Raw genomic sequence first — 17,763 nt, forward strand, 5'->3', positions numbered from 1 at the left:
TTACTTGCCTCCTAATACAGCTTGTTGCAAGCCAAGGGTATCGAATACTTGTGTTGCAGCAAGCGTGGTAATTTCGCTGATCGGTCCTGCGAAAATACTTAATAGCGGCGAACAAAGCAGTAAGCTGATTACGCCCACTAACTGACAACTCGTTGCCTTTGTCTCTGACGGCTCTTGCCCGTTATGACGCCAAAATAGCTGCGAACCTGCGCGTGTAAGCGTTACCAATACGAGTAAAGACACCACCAAATAAACTGCCCAGAACCAAGCTGCTTTATCAACGTTGAGGGCTTCTTGTAATAGCCAAACTTTGCCAATAAATCCTGAGAACGGAGGCATACCAACCACAGCAAGCACAAACACAATAAAGCTGGTACCCAATAAAATAGGTTGCCCAATTGGTTTGGCTGGTACAAGACGTACACCTACTTTGCCACGCTGTTTACCAATCACATCAGCTAGTAAAAATAAGCCCGCTGTCACCAATGTTGAATGCACTAAATAATACAGTGCTGCCGCAATTGCGCCTGGCGTATTAAATGCCACAGCAGCGATTAAGGTACCTATCGATACAATAACAAGATTTGCCACAATCATACGAAGGTCTTTACTAGCAAGTACGCCCAAAATACCGATAACTAATGTGATAATTGCTGCAGGCCATAACCACACTTGTGCGATATGGGTGCTTGCATCATTTGGGTCAACAAAAATTGTTGGGTAAACACGGATAATCGCGTAAATACCAACTTTGGTCATAATCGCAAATAACGCGGCGACCACTGGCAGTGCCGATGCATAAGTTGCCGGCAGCCAAAATTGCAATGGGATCACTGCTGCTTTAAGTGCAAACACGATAAGTAACAGCATGCCACCGATATTTAATAGTGCTCGATCATCGCCCGATAACTGCGCCGCTTTTGCCGCCATGTCTGCAATATTCAAGGTACCTAACACGCCGTATAAAATACCGAGTGCAACCAAGAACACACTTGAGCCTACCAAGTTTAAAACCACGTAATGCAACGCAGATTGCGTTTTGTGTTTATCAGAGCTGTGCATCAATAATGCATACGATGAAATCAGTAAGACTTCAAAGAATACGAAGAGGTTAAATAAGTCGCCCGTTAAAAATGCACCGTTCACACCTAACAATAAGAAATGTAATAGTGGGTGGAAGAAGCTACCGGCTTCATCATCACCACACAGTGAATAAAGTACACAAATCAGCGCAAGAAACGATGTCAGTGTCACTAACAGCGATGACATTACGTCGGCTACTAACACAATGCCAAAAGGTGCCTGCCAATTACCGATAGCATAAACAAATATTTCACCAGACAGCGCATTGTTTAGCATATAGCCGCTTACTACAAGAGTAAGCAATGCCATGATGCTTGAAACAATGCGTCGCGCTTGTAAGTTTTTCCCCGATGGTGGTAGTAATAATAAAATACCAGCCAGCATCGGCACTAAAACGGGCAAAGATACAAAATGTGGCACGTATACTACTCCTTGCCTTTAATCTTCGGGAAACGCGCATGTACATGGTCATGCCCTAAATCTGCGCGTGCACGTATGGCAAGAATCACTACAAATGCCGTCATCGCAAAGCCAATCACAATGGCCGTTAGTACCAGCGCTTGTGGCAGCGGATCAGCGTATTGTGCTGATTCACCTAATACTGCAGCCTTGTTACTGTGAATTCGACCTGATGCAAAAAGAAACAGGTTAACTCCGTACGACATCATAGTAAGCCCTAACACCACTGGAAAGGTTCTGCCACGTAAAATTAAAAATACACCGCAGGCAAATAACACCCCAACGCATGTTGCATAGAGTACTTCCATTATTTTGCCTCCTTCGGTTGGCTAGCTAATGTGAGTTTACCTAGGCTTGCTAGAATCATTAAGGTTGCACCTACTACCGTTAAATAAACACCTAAATCAAATGCAATCGCACTTGCTAGTTCAATTTTGCCGATAAACGGAATATCAAAGTATTCGAACCAAGACGTCAGGAATGGTCTGTCGAAGAACCAGCTACCAATACCCGTTACAAAAGCAATCGCAATACCGAATGCAATTATCTTACGGTAATTAATATCCAATCGCTCATAGATCCAATCAGAACCACGTGCAATGTATTGTAAAATCATCGCTATCGCGGTAATCAAGCCGGCAATAAAACCACCACCAGGTAAGTTATGACCGCGTAAGAAAATATACACACTTACCATAAGTGCTAATGGCAATAATGCTTGAGAAATGCTGGCAAGTAGCATTGGGTAACGCTCAATTGCCCACGGACGCCCTTCGCCATCACTTGCTGGCATAAAGAGCGGTAAGTTAAGTAACAATTTGTAGATACCCAACGCCGCAATACCTAATACGGTAATTTCGCCTAAGGTATCAAAACCACGGAAATCAACCAGAATCACGTTTACAACGTTAGTACCACCGCCACCGGTTTTCGCGTTTTCAACGAAGAACTGTGAAATTGAATTAAGCGGACGAGTCATAATTGCATAACAGATAGAACCAATAATTACACCTACCGCCGATGCGATACCCACATCACGAACAAGACGCAGCGACGTTGACTCTTTTGGTGTGCGATGTGGCAAGAAAAACAGCGCCAACATCAGCAATACAATTGTCACTACTTCTACTGTTAACTGCGTCAGTGCTAAATCAGGTGCAGAAAAACGCGTAAACGCTACCGATACCATTAAACCTACAATCGAAATCATTAATAACGATGTCATACGTGAACGGTGGCAAATTACAGTGGCAACTGCACCAACAATAAGTAAGCCTGCGCCAATCACATTATGCGGATCGATTGGTTGCGGCGTTTGGTCACCTGCCAGTTCCAACATGTCAAACAGTGGAATACCTGCAAACACCAAAACGGTCACCAACAACCAAGCAATGTAACGTTGTAGTGAACCCGTTTCCATGCGGTACATTATTTTTTCAGACACTGTCGCAATGCTATCTAGCGCATTTAAAAATGCCGATTTAGGGTCCACATCCGGTAATGACGCGTTAAATTGGAATAAATACTTGCGCTGCCAGTAAATTAATAAACCAATGGTTACGGCAAGGAAACTCATAAGCAGTGGTAAATTCAAACCATGCCAAATTGCTAAGCTGTATTGTGGCAAACTACCATCGCCAATCACCGCTAGCGATGCACTCGCCAGAAGCGAATCAACAACAAAATTCGGGAACATACCAACGATAATACACAGTGCCACAAGCACTTCTACCGGCACGCGCATATAGCGTGGCGGCTCATGAATTTCTTTGCTAATACCAACCGGCTCACCATTAAAAAATACATCGTGAATAAAGCGCATTGAATACGCCACCGAGAATGCACCTGCTAAGGTTGCGAGTACCGGAATAAGCCAAGACATTGAGCCAAGTACGTGTTGATGCAGCGTTTCAGCAAAGAACATCTCTTTTGATAAGAAACCATTTAGCAACGGCACACCCGCCATTGACGCGGCTGCAACCATAGCGAGCGTTGCGGTATACGGTAAATACTTCCATAAGCCATTTAGCTTACGCATATCGCGAGAGCCGGTTTCATGATCGATAATACCGGTTGCCATAAACAATGACGCTTTAAAAGTTGCATGGTTAATAATATGAAAAATCGCAGCAACTGCTGCCATTTCGGTATCTAAACCGAGTAATAAGGTAATTAAACCTAAGTGCGAAATCGTTGAATACGCCAATAAACCTTTTAAGTCATGTTTAAATAACGCAACGTAAGCACCGACAATTAAGGTTGCCAAACCGGTCAAGGTGACAATAGCAAACCACAGCTCGGTACCTGATAGCGCTGGATAAAAACGCGCAAGTAAAAAGATACCTGCTTTTACCATAGTCGCCGAGTGTAAATACGCACTTACCGGAGTCGGCGCGGCCATCGCATGTGGCAACCAAAAGTGGAATGGGAACTGAGCCGACTTGGTAAAGGCACCTAGAAGAATCAAGATTAATGTAACAGGATAAAGCGCGTGTTCTTTAATTATGTGGCCGTTATTTAAAATATCATCAAGATTGTAACTACCAACAATATTACCGACTAAAATCAGACCTGCAAGCAAGGCTAAACCACCGCCGCCGGTAATGGTAAGTGCCATGCGCGCGCCTTGACGCGCTTCGGATGTATGCCACCAATAGCTGATTAATAAAAATGAGCTAATACTGGTAAGCTCCCAGAACACCCACATTTGAATGACGTTGTTAGACAACACAATGCCAAGCATTGCTGTCATAAACAGCATTAAAAAAGTATAGAAGCGCGCCATATTGTCTTTACTACTGAGGTAGTAGCGCGCATACAAAATAATTAGCAAACCAATGCCTAAAATCATTAGGCAGAAAAGAAGCGCTAATCCATCAAGTCGAAAACTGAGATTAATTCCAAGCAGCGGGATCCATTGCACACTTTCTCTTAGCACATTGCCATCAAGCACAGCTGATGTGTGATAAAGAACAATGGCAAGCGCTACAACCGGAAATATTGCAATTGATAATGCAGCGTAGGTACGCGAAAGTTTATTCGTCGTCGCTGCAAATAAGCTGCCTAATAGGGATAACACAGGTATCCACATTAATGACATAGTTTTATCCTTTGGCTTTTCCCTATTTTTACAACAAGGTTAAAGCGTGAGTTATGCTAGCAAGTAAGTTGCGTAGCCGCGCGTGATTGCGCTATGCATACATTTTTATATTTATACGTTAAAAGCGCCTGTCATGTCTAGATTAAGCGTATGTAATTGAACACAAAACAAGCCATTTCGCAGTTTTAATAAATATAGTGTAAATACTAAATAAAGACTATTGAAAAAGGATGTAAATCTTTTAACTACAAGCTGTTAAATTCGCTCATAGCCTGTTTTAGCCAAGTTTCATATAAATCTGGCAGTGGCAGATCAAGCAGCTCTAGATTTGAGGTTGATTTAACCGGCTTGTACGCCCACCCCTCTGCCTGATTACAGGTGTTGGTTAAATACCAAGTGTGCCCGTCAACCTTCAGCGTGCGGGTAACTTCTTTTTTCTTTGGCACAACAATTAAGTTTTTAGCGATGCGAGTTGGTTTTGTCACATTGCACAGTCGCTTTGCCAGTTGTTTTTTAAGTGGATACTCATCAATAAAACCGTACAAGTGCATTAGTTCATGCAGTAATACACGCTCTGATTGTTGAGAACGCATAAAAACATAATTACCCGACGCGTTAGCAATACCCGTTTCGCTAAAAAATGCGATTTTATCGTGCGAAAGCTGTGAAAACGCTTTTTTATCAAGTATTTCGCAGCGTATGCGCCTACCAGTTGCACCACTACATCGTAATTTAGAACGATCAAAATAAACAGGCTGACTTAAACACACGGGCAGCGAAAACGCTTTTTCAAAACGCTGTTTTAGCTGAGTGACTTGGTTGTAAGCCTTTAAATCAGTTACCGCTAGCATTATCCTTTGCGTGCATTGCTCGTTTTTATAAATCGGCACTAATTGATGCGCTGTTGCCGCAAGCGGTAAACCAAGTGCCATTGCAACGCGAGTCTGTTGTTTGTGTGTTAGCGGCCAAGGAAAGTCATGCAGCGCTTGCCACTGCTCTACTTCTTCATAATGGGCAGCTAACTGTTTTCTTGCAATCAGTGAGCCCTGCTTTGCCGCGCTGATTAACGTGGATTGGTACAAATGTTGGTTATTTGAAAACTCATTGGCAAGCAGCGCCATCGCATCGGCGTTTTGATTATTGGCATAGACACGTAAATGGGCGATTGAATGGTGATAAGTTTGCACATTTGGCAATATTGCGCGCTCTGCCAAGGTTGCATAATACGGGTTTGGAAAAGCAGAAAACGCCTGTAGCAGGCGTTTTTCGTTATAGCAGTAACTTGAAGTAAGAAAGCTACTTAAAAAGAGGACAGTTAACCACTTCACTGTATTTCGTCAGGTGTTTGCTCGTCACTGTATAGTAAACGTAGCTCTAAGCGAGCATATTTATATTCAACAAATTCATACACGTTAGTTGCCATTGCCAAATTAAAATAATCTTCTGCTTTAAGCGGCTTATTATCGGCTACGGCATCTTTTGCCAGGTAGAAATACGCTTCACATAAACGCTCTAAGTACTCACGGTGGCTGGTTAAGTCTTTTTGCACATTAAGTAATAAATCGCGTTCGCTTAGCTCACCTAAAAAGTATTGTACAAGCTGATACGACCAACGTGATTTATCGAGTTTTTCAGCATGTTGCTGTAACTCGGTTAGTGCGCGCGTTGCATTTACTTCACGCGTTGCTAAGTAAACCCATACAGCACGATATGAATCGCTATCGTCAGCATTTAAGAATTTTTTTAAGTCGCGCTCTGCTAAATCAGGACGCGATCCGTAATAAAGTGCAATACCACGATTTAAATAAGCATACTGATGTTCTGGTAATAGCTCGATTACCGCATCAAAGCTTTCATAGGCTTGTTCATACTGCATCGCTAAGGTGTAGTAAATTCCTGTAAAATTATACACTTCAGCAAAATCAGGCTTTAGCTTTAACGCATAGTTAAAATCAAGGCGAGCGAGTGTTGATAAACCAACGCTATCGTATAGTGCACCGCGTTTATGGTGTAGTGCGGCACGTTGCTCGGTGGTAATTTCAGGGCTATTTAGCGCTTGATTAATACGTGCAATTTCCAACTCTTTACGGAAGTCGTGTTGTAATGGACCCGCAAAAGGCACATTAACAACCGGGTGGTCGCCCTGTTCAACATCATTTGTCGCCTGACAGCCGACTAGGCTCGCGCCTATCGCTAAAGTTGCAAGAAGCCGTTTCAATTTATTCACTAAAATCTATCCTTAAAATTAACTGCTCTGCTATTAGAGCATAAAAAAAGGGGCTATTCAGCCCCTTTTTTATCGCTAAGTCTTATTTAATCGACTTATTCTTCTGATGCTTTTTCTTCAGCATTTGCTTCAGCTGGTGCGTCGTCTTTCTTAAGCGCTTCTTTGATGCTTAGACGTACACGGCCTTGGCGGTCAACTTCAAGTACTTTAACTTGTACTTCGTCGCCTACTTTTAGGTGATCAGCTACGTTGTTTACACGCTCTTCACTGATTTGTGAAATGTGAACTAGGCCATCTTTACCTGGTAGTACGTTAACAAATGCACCGAAGTCTACGATACGAACAACTTTACCAGAGTAGATAGTACCTACTTCTAATTCAGCAGTTAATTGCTCAACACGTGCAATTGCAGCGCGTGCGCTTTCGCCATTAGTTGCAGCAATTTTAACTGTACCGTCATCTTCAATTTCGATTGTTGTACCCGTTTCTTCAGTAAGTGCACGGATTGTTGCGCCACCTTTACCGATAACATCAGCAATTTTCTTAGGTGGAATGTTAACAACGTAGATACGCGGTGCAAACTCAGAAAGCTCTTCGCTTGGCTTGTCGATTGCTTGGTCCATTACTGAAAGAATGTGCATACGAGCCGCTTTTGCTTGGTTAAGCGCGATTTGCATGATTTCTTTGTTGATACCTTCAATCTTGATATCCATTTGTAGTGCAGTTACACCTTCTGATGAACCAGCAACTTTAAAGTCCATATCACCTAAGTGATCTTCATCACCTAAGATGTCAGAAAGAACAACAAAGTCGTCGCCTTCTTTTACTAGACCCATCGCGATACCAGCAACAGATGCTTTAGTTGGTACACCTGCATTCATAAGCGCAAGTGAAGTACCACATACTGATGCCATTGACGATGAACCATTTGATTCAGTGATTTCAGAAACCACACGAATTGAGTACGGGAATTCTTCAAGGCTTGGCATTACTGCAGCAATACCACGCTTCGCTAGGTTACCGTGACCGATTTCACGACGCTTAGGTGAACCTACAAAACCAGTTTCACCAACACAGTATGGAGGGAAGTTATAGTGAAGCATGAAACGATCAGTCTTAGTACCTGTTAGGTCGTCGATCATCTGTGCATCACGTTCTGTACCAAGTGTTGCAGTTACAAGTGCTTGCGTTTCACCACGAGTGAAGATAGCTGAACCGTGAGTACGCGGTAATACGCCTGTCATTACGTCTAACGCACGAACCATGTCTGGTTCACGACCGTCGATACGCTTTTCGCCAGCAATGATGCGGCCACGTACGATTTTCTTCTCTAGAGAACCGAATAGTTTACCTACTTCTTGCTCGTCTAGTGATTCGTCTTCTGCTAGCTCTGCAGTTAGTTTTTCAACAACTTCTGCTTTTGCAGCAGAAATTGCTTCTTTACGTGCTACTTTGTCAGTGATTAAGTAAGCTGCGCCTACTTTCTCTTCTGCAATCGCTGCAATCTTGTCAGCAAGTGTTACGTTCTTTTCTGGTGCAATCCAATCCCATGCTGGCTTACCCGCTTCAGCTTGGAATTCATTGATTGCTTTAATCGCTGCTTGTGATTGCTCGTGGCCGTATACAACCGCACCAAGCATCACGTCTTCAGAAAGCACTTCAGCTTCTGATTCAACCATAAGTACTGCGTTTTCAGTACCTGCAACAACTAGGTCTAGTTTACTTTCAACTAGCTCAGTTGCTGATGGGTTAAGTACGTACTGGTCATTGATATAACCAACACGCGCTGCACCAAGTGGACCATTAAATGGAATACCTGAAATAGCTAGCGCTGCCGAAGTACCAATTAACGTTACGATGTCAGGCTTGATTTCTGGGTCAATTGAAACAACCGTTGCAATTACTTGTACTTCGTTTACGAAACCGTCTGGGAAAAGAGGACGGATTGGACGGTCAATTAGACGTGCTGTAAGTGTTTCGCCATCGCTTGGACGACCTTCACGCTTAAGGAAACCACCAGGGATACGACCAGCAGCGTACATACGCTCTTGGTAGTTAACTGTTAGTGGAAAGAAATCTTGACCAGGTGCCGCTTCGCGCTTACCTACTACTGATACAAGTACTGCTGTATCACCGATGCTCGCGATAACTGCTGCATCTGCCTGACGAGCAACTGCGCCCGTCTCTAAGGTCACTTCATGTTGACCAAACTGAAATTTTTTAATAATTGGTTGCATTAAAAAATCCTTTATTTTGTATAGCTATTTGAATAACACCAATTACAGTAGTTAATCGTATTTGACGATAAATTAAGCGAGCAAAATCGATTAACTACTACAATTGGCATCAGTTTATTAAGTGAATGATTTAGCGTTGTTTAGCACCAAGCATTTCACTTGTGCGCTAGTATACTGCATAGCGCGAAAGATGGTAGTGTCGCAGCGTAAAAAAGCAGCCTATGTCATGCTTTTTTATGCCAAATGGCAAGGCGTTAATCTTATATATTGTCAAATTTCAGACACAAAAAAAGCAGCCGAAGCTGCTTTTTTGGCATCAAAGTGATTAGCGACGTAGGCCAAGCTCTTTGATTAGCGCTGAATAACGCCGGGCGCCTTTACGCTTTAGGGTGTCAAGAAGCGGGTTTATGAAAGTACGTTGACTTACACGCACTACTCTTACTTCTTTGAACGAAGCTTTTTTTTAAAACGTATAAACACCGAATTTCAGACACAAAAAAAGCAGCCGAGGCTGCTTTTTTTGCATCAAAGTGATTAGCGACGTAGGCCAAGCTCTTTGATTAGCGCTGAATAACGCTCAACGTCTTTACGCTTTAGGTAGTCAAGAAGGTTACGACGTTGACTTACTTTGCGAAGAAGACCACGACGTGAGTGGAAATCGTGCTTGTGATCAGCGAAGTGACCTTGAAGCTTGTTGATATCGAAAGTTAAAAGTGCAACTTGTACTTCTGGTGAACCAGTATCGCCTTCAGCGCGTGCAAATTTAGCAACGATTTCAGCTTTTTCTTGAATGCTTAGCATTGTTAGACTCCAAAATTTAGTGAGTTAATTGAATTTACTTTAGCCGATCACTAATTCAGCCAAAGCGTTTAAGCTGGCGTATTCTACCAGCATTTAAAATTACTACAAGTAGCAGTAAATACTTTATTGCTAAGCGTTAGATAATCCACGCTTAGATTTAAGTTGGCCGTCACTATTGCGCTCACCAATGCCCATAAAGCGGTTATCGCTTTGACGGATAACTTTAAATTCACCGTCTGGTAGGTTTGGCATAGTTGCCGCCTGACCATGACTAAACGCTTTCGCCTGACCATCGGTTACCATCACTTCTGTCATACCATGTAATGCGGTATCCATTGGCAATAACAATGGATCAAGCTTTTCGCTTGGTGTGATGTCATTTGCTTTGGCGTCATCAAGAATCGCCTGCAATTCGTCAAGCGTCATCATTTGTTCAGCCGGATAATGACCCACTGCACTGCGATGCAGCATAATAACGTGTGCGCCACAGCCTAGCTTTTCACCTAAATCGTCAACAATAGTGCGAATGTAAGTGCCTTTACTTACATGAGCAGTCATTTGAATTTCGTTATTGTCAAAATCAACTTCGTCTAGGGTTAAACTAAACACGTTGATTTTACGGCATTTACGCGGAACCTCGATGCCTTGTCTTGCGTAGTAATATAAAGGTTTGCCTTCATATTTCAGCGCCGAGTACATCGATGGGTATTGGTCCGATTCGCCTTCAAATGATTTCACCGCATCAACTAACTGCTGCTTTGTGATATTAACTGGCTTAGTTTCAACAATTTCGCCATCTGAATCTGAGGTGTCAGTGCGTTCGCCCAACTTAGCACGCACCACATAGGTTTTATCAGTGTCTAACAAAAACTGTGAAAACTTAGTCGCTTCACCAAAACAAATTGGCAACATGCCTGTTGCCAGTGGATCAAGTGCACCGGTATGCCCTGCTTTTTGCGCAAAGTAAATGCCCTTGGCAATTTGCAGTGCTTTACTTGATGAGATACCAGTTGGTTTGTTTAACAGTAAAATGCCGTCAATAGCACGACCTTTTTGCCTACGCCCCATTAGTCTTCTTGACCTTCTTGTGGTTCATCGCCACGCTTTTCGTTGTCGTCTCGAATTACTTGGTCAACTAAATTCGAAATGCGCATACCTTCTAATAATGAAGTATCCATTACGAACTTAATTTCAGGCACAATACGTGCGCGAATACGTTTACCAAGTAATGAACGTACAAAGCCCTGTGCTTCGCCTAAAATTTTCATGATCAGTTTTGACTTTTCTTCGTCGTGATCATTAAGCGTTGTAACAAACACTTTGGCGTACGATAAATCACGTGATACTTCTACTGCGCTCACAGTGATCATACCAAGACGTGGATCTTTAATTTCACGTTGTAAAATAAGTGCCACTTCTTTTTGGATCTGTTGACCCACTCTATCTGTACGAGAAAATTCTCTCATAAACTTTTCTTATTCCTCTTAAATACTATTTGAGAAAATAGCATAAAGGGGGCATAAAGCCCCCAAAGAATTATCTAATTATTGAAGTGAAAGTTACAGGCTACGCTGAACTTCAACAACTTCAAATACTTCGATTTGGTCACCAACTTTAACGTCGTTGTAGTTCTTAACACCGATACCACATTCCATACCGTTACGAACTTCTTGAACGTCGTCTTTAAAGCGGCGTAGTGATTCAAGTTCACCTTCGTAGATAACAACGTTATCACGTAGAACACGAATTGGGTTATTGCGCTTAACAAGACCTTCAGTAACCATACAACCAGCGATTGCACCAATTTTCGGTGACTTAAACACGTCACGTACTTCTGCAAGACCAATGATCTCTTGCTTGAATTCTGGTGCAAGCATACCTGACATCGCTTGCTTAACTTCATCGATAAGGTCATAGATTACGCTGTAGTAACGTAAGTCTAGGTTTTCGCTATCGATTACTTTACGTGCTGATACGTCGGCACGTACGTTAAAGCCAACAACGATTGCGTTTGACGCTGCTGCAAGTGTTGCATCAGTTTCAGTGATACCACCAACACCGGTACCAACAATCTTAACTTTAACTTCATCTGTAGAAAGCTTAACAAGTGCATCAGAGATTGCTTCTACTGAACCTTGTACGTCTGCTTTAAGTACTACGTTCACTTCAGACACATCACCTTCGGTCATGTTAGAGAACATGTTTTCAAGCTTCGCTTTCTGCTGACGTGCAAGTTTCACATCACGGAATTTACCTTGACGGTAAAGTGCAACTTCACGTGCTTTACGCTCGTCTTTAACAACTGTTGCTTCATCACCAGCCGCAGGCACACCTGAAAGACCTAGAATCTCAACAGGGATTGACGGACCCGCTTCTTTAATTTCTTTACCATCTTCATCGCGCATCGCACGAACACGGCCGTACTCTAAACCACACAGTACGATATCACCTTGCTTAAGCGTACCTGATTGAACAAGTACAGAAGCAACAGGACCGCGACCTTTATCTAGACGTGATTCAATTACAACACCTGATGCCATACCCTCACGAACTGCCGTAAGTTCAAGTAGCTCTGACTGCATTAGAATTGCTTCTAATAAATCATCAACACCAGTACCTACTTTCGCAGAGATATGAACAAACTGTACGTCACCACCCCAGTCTTCAGGGATTACGTCGTGCTGTGAAAGCTCGTTCTTAACGCGATCTGGGTCAGCGCCTTCTTTATCAATTTTGTTCACGGCAACAATCAGTGGTACTTCAGCTGCTTTCGCGTGCTGCACCGCTTCGATTGTTTGTGGCATTACGCCATCGTCTGCTGCAACTACAAGTACTACGATATCCGTTGCTTTCGCACCACGTGCACGCATTGAGGTAAACGCTGCGTGACCCGGAGTATCTAAGAAAGTGATCATGCCATTGTCAGTTTCAACGTGGTATGCACCAATGTGCTGTGTAATACCACCGGCTTCACCGTCTACTACGTTCTTAGAACGGATGTAGTCAAGTGTTGATGTTTTACCATGGTCAACGTGACCCATAACAGTAACAACTGGTGCACGTGGCGCTTGCTCGCCTTCGTCACCACGGTCTGAAAGTACTTTCTCTTCCAGCTCGTTTTCTTTAACAAGTACCACTTTGTGACCCATTTCTTCAGCAACAAGTGATGCTGTTTCTTGGTCTAGTACTTGGTTAATTGTTACCATCTCGCCCATTTTCATCATGGTCTTGATAACTTCAGTGCCTTTAACCGCCATACGAGAAGCAAGTTCAGCTACTGTGATTGTTTCGCTGATGCGAACGTCACGCGTTACTTCTTGAGTTGGCTTTTGGAAACCGTGCTGCAGTGACTGAGGTGCTTTAAGCTTGCCTTTTTTAGCAGCTTTACCTTTACCACGTGGTGCAGGTGCATCTTCTTTTTTCTTTTTCTTCTTGCCTGAACGACGGGCTGACTGCTCTTCTTTCATGTCAGACTCGTCTTCAGCAAGACGCGCTGCTTCAGATGAAGTGCTGTGGTAATCCGCCGTTTCTTCACGACGCTTACGCTCTTCTTCTTCCGCTTTCCAGCGCGCTTCATTTTCTTCTGCTAAACGCTTTGCTTCTTCTTCAGCACGCTTTGCTTCTTCTTCAACTTTACGCTTAGCCGCTTCTTCAGCTTCGCGTTGAAGACGCTCTTCTTCCGCTTTTTCTTCAGCGGTCATCTTAGGAGCTTCAGGTGCCTTTGCTTTTGGCTCAGCATTTGCTTCTGCTTTTGCTTTACGTTCAGCTTCTTCTTTGCTTTGCGTTCTGCTTCTTGCTTCGCTTTCAATTCAGCCTCTTGCTTTGCTTTTAACTCTGCTTCTTGCTGTGCTTGTTGCTCAGCTTCGATACGTGCCTGCTCTGCTGCTTGCTCAGCCGCCTGCTCTTCTAGTGCACTTTTCTTAACATAAGTGCGCTTTTTACGTACTTCTACTTGCACTGATTTTGCTTTGCCTGAGCCACTTGGCACACTTAATGTGCTTTTGCTCTTACGCTGCAACGTCATGCGCGTTGGTGCACTTGTACCTTCACCACCATGTGCGCGGCTTAAATGATCAAGTAACTGATTCTTTTCATCTTCAGTAACTTGATCTGACGGAGATTTCTCAATTCCAGCGTCTTTGAACTGTTGCACTAGTTTATCAACAGTTGTACCTATGTCGCTGGCGAGTTTATCAATACTTACTTCTGCCATTATTTACTTTACCTCCGTCAATAATTATTCGTCGCCAAACCAGCAAATATTACGTGCAGCCATGATTAGCTCACCCGCTTGTTCTTCGCTTAGTTCAGTAATGTCTACAAGTTCGTCCACACCTTGCTCTGCAAGATCTTCAAGGGTAACTACACCTTTGCTCGCCATTACGAATGCGAGGTGACGATCTAGACCTTCTAGGCCTAATAAGTCTGCTGCTGGCTCTGCGCCCTCTAGAGACTCTTCTGTTTTAAGTGCTTGCGTAGTTAACGCAGCCTTTGCGCGCTCGCGAAGTTCTTCAACTGTTGCTTCATCTAAGCCTTGAATTTCAAGGAATTCAGCTACAGGTACATAAGCTACTTCTTCAAGTGAAGAGAAGCCTTCTTGAATTAAGAACTCTGCAAAATCGTCGTCGATATCCAGACCTTCAGTGAATAAAGAAACCAGCTTATCTGACTCTTCTTCATTCTTCTTCTGCATATCTTCAACTGTCATTACGTTTAGTTCCCAGCCAGTTAATTGGCTTGCTAAACGTACGTTTTGACCATTACGGCCAATCGCTTGCGCTAGATTATCGGCTTCTACTGCGATATCCATTGAACGCGAATCTTCATCAACAACAATCGACGCTACCTCTGCAGGTGCCATTGCGTTAATTACGTATTGCGCTGGGTTATCATCATAAAGCACGATATCAATACGTTCGTTTGATAGCTCAGTTGATACGGCTTGTACACGTGCACCACGCATACCCACACACGCACCTACCGGATCAATACGCTTGTCGTTTGACTTAACCGCAATCTTGGCACGTGAACCTGGATCGCGCGCTGCAGATTTAATTTCAATCATCTCTTCGCCAATTTCTGGCACTTCGATGCGGAAAAGTTCAATTAGCATGTCAGGCTTAGAACGCGTTACAAATAATTGTGCGCCGCGTGCTTCTGGCTTAACTGCATAAAGTAAACCACGTACACGGTCGCCCGGACGGTGGTTTTCACGTGGTAACATATCATCACGGTAAATAACCGCTTCCGCGTTGTTACCTAAATCAAGTACGATTGCGTCACGTGTTGCTTTTTTAACAACACCGGTGATCATCTCACCTTCTTGATCTTTGTACGCTTCAACAACCAATGCGCGCTCAGCTTCACGTACTTTCTGTACGATTACTTGCTTCGCAGTTTGTGTTGTAATACGGTCAAACTTAACTGATTCAATTTGTTCTTCAACAAAATCGCCAAGCTGGATTTCAGGTTCATCAACCTGCGCAGCTTCAAACGTAATCTCGCGGAAAGGATGCTCTAAACTACCGTCTTCTTGTGGCTCTACCACCATCCAACGACGGAACGTATCGTATTCACCTGTTTTTTGATCGATACTTACACGTACGTCAATATCACCTTCGTGCTTTTTCTTTGTCGCTGTCGCTAGTGCGAACTCTAGTGCTTCAAAAATTTTATCTCGTGGTACTGCTTTTTCATTCGAAACAGCTTCTGCCACCAAAAGTATTTCTTTTGCCATCTTCTTGCCTCGCTTGCCCTATTCCTTTCGCACGATTAAAACTTAGCGATGATGTTCGCTTTTTCAACATTCGATAGCATGATCATACAATCCGTACCGTCGATGTTAAGCGTAATCATATCGCCATTAACCTGGGTTAAGTCGCCTTTAAAATTGCGGCGACCGTCTTGTGGAAGCTTAGTGCGTAAACGCACTTCTTCACCTGTGGCTTTAACAAAGTGTTCTGGTTTAAATAATGGTCTGTCAATGCCTGGCGAAGATACTTCCAAGTTAAATTCATTCGTTATCGGATCTTCAACGTCTAAGATAGCGCTAATTTGTCTGCTGACATCGGCACAGTTATCTACATTTACGCCGTTTTCATGATCGATATACACGCGCAGCGTCGAATTGCGGCCCGCTTGCGCCAACTCTAAGCCCAATAATTCAAAGCCCATATCTTCAATAGTAGGCTCAAACATCGCTATTAAATCTTGTTCGAGTTTAGTCACAACATCTCTCCGTACAAACAAAAAAAGGGCATATGCCCCAACTTCTAGCGTTTCAGATACAACAACGCCCCGAACCAAGCGGGGCGTCACATCAAAAACTAATCTGTGTGGCCGTTGGCCAAGCTTGGTGCGGGTCGAAAACCAAATTAGGCAAATACTCTTTGCCTAAACGCAAAACGCGCATTAAGTAATGCGCGCAAGTTACAAAAGTAACAGGTAGTTGGTTGCGGGAGCCGGATTTGAACCGACGACCTTCGGGTTATGAGCCCGACGAGCTACCAGGCTGCTCCATCCCGCGCCAATGACTACTTAATTAGTCACGCAGTGCACGACTAAAAATATGGTGAGGATTATAAGCTTCCATAAGTCAATAAGCAACCTCTTATCAAGCTTTTATTGTTGCGATAATGTTAAATAAAAAACAATTAAAAAAATCATTAAATTCACTAAAAGCCATAAACGCCGTGCTACACTCGCGCTCCCCTGAAAAAGAACCATACGTTGCCAGCACCGCCGATTTGCCAAAAGCCAATGCTTTTGCAGCGGTATAAGTGCGTTGCGTATGCCAAAACAACTTTTTAAGGGAAACCATAATGATAAAAAAAGCACTTTTTTCAGCCATCGCATTGAGCTTTGCCACGACAACACTTGCCGATACCTGTGAGGGCTTTGGCCCGCAAACACCGCGCGATATTGATAACCTAGTTGGCGAAAATAAAGTGGTTTTCAGCAAAGCACCGGCCAAAGAACAGCTTAATTTATGTAATATCCACTTCCATAAAAATGCCGAACACAAAGCGAAAGATTTTTCTTTATTTGCAGGTGACGGTAAATTTGGTGGTTACCAATGTAATATCTCTGAGTCACTTAGTGCCGCTGAATTAAAAGCGCCAAAAGGTAAAATTTGTAAAGGCTTAAAACCGGGTGACACCATTGAAGTGCATTGGGTACACACCTCATGTGATGTTAAACCGGGTAAAGGTTTAGGTTCATGCTTAAGTAACAAATGTGCAAACCCAGACTTACGCGTAGAAACTCAAGTATTTACCTTAGTAAATGATGACGATGCACTGGATTTTAACGACTTAAGCTACGACGGCAATGTCGTAAACGGTTATCACCAAGCTAAACATATTCCAAATAACACGGGTGCGCCAGTTGAGTTTTTAGGTTCAACTACAGGCCCAAGCTTTAGCGAAAAATCATGTTCACCACTTCAAGTTACATGGAATGTACGTCCACAGTGTGCAAAGCTAAATATCAATACTATTGGTAAATGGTGTGAAGCGAACGTATTTGAAGAAGATCACGCGCATGGCGTACGTCAGTTAGTGACCAATCCAACGTTATTAGCGCCAATTAACTAAGTTTTCGTTTCACGCTTACATAGCTTGTTACATTTGTTTTATGAAGGGTAATTTAATTACCCTTTTTTCTGCTTGACTTCATTCCCATTCCAAACGAATCTATAACTTCTTAAACGAAAACTTACATTGAAAATAAATGACACTCTTTAACTCGCATCTAGTATGGAATACATGGCAGGCCAACACGGTCAATGCCCTGCTACGTCGTACTTAACGCGGTTAAATGATTTAACCGCAGGTAAAAGCGGTTAGTCACTCCCC

Annotated in this window: 13 protein-coding genes, 1 tRNA gene and 2 pseudogenes; 1 reads left to right on the top strand and 15 read right to left on the bottom strand. The window is 43.1% G+C overall.

Going from position 1 to position 17,763, the window contains the following annotated elements:
* The 15 genes and pseudogenes from C2M30_RS11080 to C2M30_RS11150 form a co-directional block, all read right to left on the bottom strand.
* A complete protein-coding gene (locus C2M30_RS11080; protein ID WP_100913654.1) occupies positions 1-1,503 on the bottom strand; it encodes a monovalent cation/H+ antiporter subunit D in 1,503 nt (500 codons plus the stop codon).
* Positions 1,504-1,508: 5 nt separating this feature from the next.
* On the bottom strand, positions 1,509-1,850 hold the full coding sequence (locus C2M30_RS11085; RefSeq protein ID WP_010559796.1) for a Na+/H+ antiporter subunit C: 342 nt from the start codon (positions 1,848-1,850) through the stop codon (positions 1,509-1,511).
* A complete protein-coding gene (locus tag C2M30_RS11090) occupies positions 1,850-4,642 on the bottom strand; it encodes a monovalent cation/H+ antiporter subunit A (protein WP_010559795.1) in 2,793 nt (930 codons plus the stop codon). Before C2M30_RS11090 ends, C2M30_RS11085 begins: the two co-directional genes overlap by 1 nt.
* A 245-nt stretch (positions 4,643-4,887) precedes the next feature.
* On the bottom strand, positions 4,888-5,970 hold the full coding sequence (locus tag C2M30_RS11095) for a hypothetical protein (RefSeq protein WP_105171673.1): 1,083 nt from the start codon (positions 5,968-5,970) through the stop codon (positions 4,888-4,890).
* The gene (nlpI, locus tag C2M30_RS11100) at positions 5,967-6,869 is read right to left on the bottom strand and encodes a lipoprotein NlpI (protein WP_105171674.1); all 903 of its coding nucleotides are present in this window, start codon (positions 6,867-6,869) and stop codon (positions 5,967-5,969) included. Before nlpI ends, C2M30_RS11095 begins: the two co-directional genes overlap by 4 nt.
* A 95-nt stretch (positions 6,870-6,964) precedes the next feature.
* Positions 6,965-9,106: a polyribonucleotide nucleotidyltransferase gene (pnp, locus tag C2M30_RS11105; protein ID WP_105171675.1), complete on the bottom strand. Its 2,142-nt coding sequence runs from the start codon at positions 9,104-9,106 to the stop codon at positions 6,965-6,967.
* A 325-nt stretch (positions 9,107-9,431) separates the two neighbouring features.
* A pseudogene (locus tag C2M30_RS22130) lies at positions 9,432-9,533 on the bottom strand (30S ribosomal protein S15); the annotation flags it as partial.
* Positions 9,534-9,640: 107 nt separating this feature from the next.
* A complete protein-coding gene (rpsO, locus tag C2M30_RS11115) occupies positions 9,641-9,907 on the bottom strand; it encodes a 30S ribosomal protein S15 (RefSeq protein WP_010559791.1) in 267 nt (88 codons plus the stop codon).
* A gap of 129 nt (positions 9,908-10,036) precedes the next feature.
* Positions 10,037-10,975 (bottom strand): tRNA pseudouridine(55) synthase TruB, encoded by a 939-nt coding sequence (gene truB / locus C2M30_RS11120; protein ID WP_105171676.1) that lies wholly within the window; start codon positions 10,973-10,975, stop codon positions 10,037-10,039.
* The gene (gene rbfA / locus C2M30_RS11125; RefSeq protein ID WP_010559789.1) at positions 10,975-11,373 is read right to left on the bottom strand and encodes a 30S ribosome-binding factor RbfA; all 399 of its coding nucleotides are present in this window, start codon (positions 11,371-11,373) and stop codon (positions 10,975-10,977) included. The genes truB and rbfA overlap by 1 nt, the downstream gene beginning before the upstream one ends.
* Positions 11,374-11,466: 93 nt before the next feature.
* Positions 11,467-14,120: pseudogene (gene infB, locus C2M30_RS11130) on the bottom strand (translation initiation factor IF-2).
* A gap of 24 nt (positions 14,121-14,144) precedes the next feature.
* The gene (nusA, locus tag C2M30_RS11135) at positions 14,145-15,644 is read right to left on the bottom strand and encodes a transcription termination factor NusA (protein ID WP_010559787.1); all 1,500 of its coding nucleotides are present in this window, start codon (positions 15,642-15,644) and stop codon (positions 14,145-14,147) included.
* Positions 15,645-15,679: 35 nt separating this feature from the next.
* Positions 15,680-16,135, bottom strand: a complete 456-nt coding sequence (gene rimP, locus C2M30_RS11140; protein WP_010559786.1) for a ribosome maturation factor RimP — start codon at positions 16,133-16,135, stop codon at positions 15,680-15,682.
* A 221-nt stretch (positions 16,136-16,356) separates the two neighbouring features.
* Positions 16,357-16,433: transfer RNA gene (locus C2M30_RS11145), tRNA-Met, on the bottom strand.
* Positions 16,434-16,520: 87 nt separating this feature from the next.
* Positions 16,521-16,757, bottom strand: a complete 237-nt coding sequence (locus C2M30_RS11150) for a hypothetical protein (RefSeq protein ID WP_158683382.1) — start codon at positions 16,755-16,757, stop codon at positions 16,521-16,523.
* Here C2M30_RS11150 and C2M30_RS11155 point away from each other — a divergent pair.
* Positions 16,729-17,502, top strand: a complete 774-nt coding sequence (locus C2M30_RS11155) for a delta-class carbonic anhydrase (protein ID WP_105171678.1) — start codon at positions 16,729-16,731, stop codon at positions 17,500-17,502. The two genes, C2M30_RS11150 and C2M30_RS11155, sit on opposite strands and share 29 nt — an antisense overlap.
* Positions 17,503-17,763 lie beyond the last annotated feature (261 nt).

This window comes from Pseudoalteromonas sp. T1lg24, assembly GCF_002964745.1.
GTDB lineage: Bacteria > Pseudomonadota > Gammaproteobacteria > Enterobacterales > Alteromonadaceae > Pseudoalteromonas > Pseudoalteromonas spongiae.

Coding starts and splice junctions, on each gene's coding strand:
- C2M30_RS11150 (WP_158683382.1), bottom strand. CDS start 16,757: ATGGCTGAAAAAAGTGCTTTTTTTATCATTATGGTTTCCCTTAAAAAG.
- C2M30_RS11155 (WP_105171678.1), top strand. CDS start 16,729: ATGATAAAAAAAGCACTTTTTTCAGCCATCGCATTGAGCTTTGCCACG.
- truB (WP_105171676.1), bottom strand. CDS start 10,975: ATGGGGCGTAGGCAAAAAGGTCGTGCTATTGACGGCATTTTACTGTTA.
- rbfA (WP_010559789.1), bottom strand. CDS start 11,373: ATGAGAGAATTTTCTCGTACAGATAGAGTGGGTCAACAGATCCAAAAA.
- rpsO (WP_010559791.1), bottom strand. CDS start 9,907: ATGCTAAGCATTCAAGAAAAAGCTGAAATCGTTGCTAAATTTGCACGC.
- pnp (WP_105171675.1), bottom strand. CDS start 9,106: ATGCAACCAATTATTAAAAAATTTCAGTTTGGTCAACATGAAGTGACC.
- C2M30_RS11085 (WP_010559796.1), bottom strand. CDS start 1,850: ATGGAAGTACTCTATGCAACATGCGTTGGGGTGTTATTTGCCTGCGGT.
- C2M30_RS11090 (WP_010559795.1), bottom strand. CDS start 4,642: ATGTCATTAATGTGGATACCTGTGTTATCCCTATTAGGCAGCTTATTT.
- nusA (WP_010559787.1), bottom strand. CDS start 15,644: ATGGCAAAAGAAATACTTTTGGTGGCAGAAGCTGTTTCGAATGAAAAA.